The following is a 3,148-nucleotide window of genomic DNA, read 5'->3' as shown; positions in this document are numbered from 1 at the left end:
ATTGTTCTAATCCTTCTTGTATTTTCTTTGCTGTTTCTTTTGGTGTTTGTTTATTTGTAATTAATAAATCCATGTTTGGTGTGAAAACTTTTGTTAATATTTCATCCCAATCAACTAAAATAGCATCATTATGTATAGATTTTTCTAACGTTGTAACTCTGACAATATGATTATCTGGAGCACCTTTGAAATTTAATGCCTCATCAGAATTTGCTATTTTCTTATTTATAACAGTAATTAATCCAGACCCTGCTAATAATTTTTGAGCCTCATCACTTTGCATAAATTCAGCAAATTCCCATGCTAATTCTGGATTTTTAGTATCTTTAGAAATTGCATATCCTGCATATAATGCTGGTATTTTCTTTTCTCTTTCAGGAGTTGTTGGAACTTCAGCTATTCCCCATCCAAAATCTTCTATGTTTTTTCTATATACTACAGACCAAACACCATCTATTGTCATGGCAATTTTACCGGCATCAAATCCACCACCTAAAACTTTTTCATCTGCGCTTGTTGGAGCTCCCTTATCTTTGAATATTAAGTCTTGCATAATAGTAAGAGCTTCTATATTTTCTGGCGAATTAAATCTCACTTCTTTAGGATTATTCATATCATCAAACCACTCTCCACCATTTGCAAACATAAAAGTTTCTGCCATTTGGTATGAGCTATTTATAGACACTCCATATTGTTTTGGCTTTCCATCTTCGCCTATTATAGTTAATTTCTTAGCTGCTTCCCTAAAATCATCCCATGTCCAATTTTCACTAGGGTATTCTACTCCAGCTTTATCAAATAAATCTTTATTATAGTATATAACCATTGTATCTGCACCATTAACTGTTGCTATATTTTTACCATCATACTTAAATGCATCATATAAATTAATACTATACTTATCTTTGTCCATTAGTTCAGGGTTTTCTTTGAATTTTTCAGTCAAATCCATTAAAAGCCCTTTATCTGCCCAATTTGTAAAATATTTAGGATGACCATATATAACATCTGGTGCTTGTTTACCCATAAACATTGTATCTATTTTTGTCGTATATTCTTCTGGAATATAAGTTAAATTAACCTTTGTTCCTGGATGTTTCTCTTCAAATAATTTTATTATTTCTTCATTTACTTTCTTTTCTTCTAATGACCCCCATGTAGAAAATGTTATCTCTCCTTTTACTTCCTTAGCTGTTTTTTCGTCTTTTGAGTCTGAATCATTCGTTGCTGAACAACCCGTAGTTAAAAGAAATGTACTCAATGCCAATGCTGTTAATTTTCTTAATTTTTTCTTCATTTCTTGTTTTCCCCCCATATTTCTATCCCTTTTTTATAACTTCAACATAATTTTAGCATAGCAAGTATATGCTATCAAATTGGTAATTTTTATAACTATATGTCTTAATATATTTTTTTTCTATAATAGTATAACTATTTTCTATTTGTGCTATAATCAGTTGTTTTAAAAAAATTTTAATATATTATTAAGGATTTATTATTATGTATTTTGAAAAATTTGTTATAATATTTATATATAAGCTTGGAGGTAATATAATGAACAACAATATAGATTTAAACTTAATTTTCAAGGCATTATCTGACCCTATTAGAATAGAAATTTTAAAGAAAATAAGTACTGCTGAAAGTATTTGTGTATGTGAATTAACTAATATAGCTAATTTATCTCAATCTAAACTATCATATCATTTAAAACTTTTACTTTCTGCTAATTTAATTACTAAAATTCCTAAAGGTAAATGGAATTTTTATTCTATAAATAAAGATATTTTAGAAAGTGTTTTAACTTTAGATGCTATAAATAAACTATTTTTATAAAAATTTCAAAAAACAGTGTCAAATCAACTTTTTTTGATGTATAATATATTGTAAAGATGCTAAAGCATCTTTATTATTTAATCAATACATCAATAAATTTTGATGTTATATTTAGGAGGATGAGTCTATGGGTATATTTGATTTTTTTACGAGTCAAATTTTAGGCATGAAGTGGCTATCTAATTTAATTACATCATTCGTAGAAAATGTATTAAATTTAGATGTTACTTCTAGACTTGGGGGAAGTATCCAATTTTTTATCTATGATACTATAAAAATATTCATACTTTTATCAGTGTTAATATTTGGTATATCTTATATTCAAAGTTATTTTCCACCAAACAAAACTAAAAAGATGCTTACTAATTTCAAAGGTATAGTCGGTAATACTGTATCTGCACTACTTGGAACTGTAACACCTTTCTGATCATGTTCTAGTATTCCTATATTTATAGGATTTACAAATGCAGGTCTGCATTTAGGGATTACTTTTTCATTTTTAATATCTTCTCCAATGGTTGATATAGCCTCACTTTTATTATTGGCTTCTTTCTTTGGTATGAAGGTATCTGTGATTTATGTTGTACTAGGACTTATAATTGCCATAGGTGGCGGAACGTTAATAAGCAAACTTAATATGGAAGATCAGATTCAAACATATACTGAAAAAACTAAAGATCTTTATGGTGAATCTGAAGATTTTGATCAAAAACAAAGATTAGATTATGCTTGGACCGATACTAAGATTATAGTAAAAAATGTTTATAAGTATGTACTTATAGGTGTTGGTATCGGTGCATTAATACACAACTGGATACCACAAGATATTATACTAAAAATACTTGGTAATAATAATCCATTTGCAGTTTTAATTGCTACTTTTATAGGTGTTCCTATGTATGCTGATATATTTGGTACTATTCCTATAGCTGAAGCTCTATTCTTATCAGGTGTTCCTATTGGTACTATCCTTGCATTTATGATGAGTGTTACTGCATTATCTCTTCCATCTATGATAATGTTAAGTAAGGTTGTGAAACCTAAATTACTAGTTATATTTGTAGGTATCGTAGTTTCTGGAATTATTATAACTGGATATGTATTTAATGCAATTAGCTTTTTATTAGTATAAAATTGTTAAACTCCAACATATAAAAACCTCCTATATTATATTTTTGTGCTAATTTTAGGTTTTTATATTTGTTGGAGTTTTGTTATTGTAACACTATCTATTTATCTAACATGTCTAAGTATTATTCATATTCTTTCAATCTCTTTGATCAACTATTATTCATATATATCTGAAAACTCA

2 protein-coding genes and 1 pseudogene are annotated in these 3,148 nt (G+C 27.7%); 2 read left to right on the top strand and 1 reads right to left on the bottom strand.

All coding sequences use genetic code 11. The annotated features are described in order from the left end of the window. Window positions 1–1,297: sugar ABC transporter substrate-binding protein (locus tag VLM92_RS07400; RefSeq protein WP_325275697.1), on the bottom strand; the 1,297-nt coding region annotated here is incomplete at its 3' end. Between the two features lie 257 nt (window positions 1,298–1,554). Between VLM92_RS07400 and VLM92_RS07395 the strand changes: the two genes are divergently transcribed. Together VLM92_RS07395 and VLM92_RS07390 are read left to right on the top strand one after the other, a co-directional pair. Continuing rightward, on the top strand, window positions 1,555–1,836 hold the full coding sequence (locus tag VLM92_RS07395) for a metalloregulator ArsR/SmtB family transcription factor (RefSeq protein ID WP_325275696.1): 282 nt from the start codon (window positions 1,555–1,557) through the stop codon (window positions 1,834–1,836). 127 nt (window positions 1,837–1,963) lie between these two features. Then, window positions 1,964–2,968, top strand: a pseudogene (locus VLM92_RS07390) (permease). The last annotated feature ends 180 nt before the right edge of the window (window positions 2,969–3,148 follow it).

The sequence above is a fragment of the Romboutsia sp. genome, from assembly GCF_035470145.1.
Classification (GTDB): domain Bacteria; phylum Bacillota; class Clostridia; order Peptostreptococcales; family Peptostreptococcaceae; genus Romboutsia_D.
Note: the sequence above shows the minus strand (reverse complement) of the source record. Positions and strands in the feature narration are given on the sequence as shown.

Bases quoted from the DNA above. Each gene is read 5' to 3' on its own strand.
- VLM92_RS07395 (WP_325275696.1), top strand. From the start codon at position 1,555: ATGAACAACAATATAGATTTAAACTTAATTTTCAAGGCATTATCTGAC.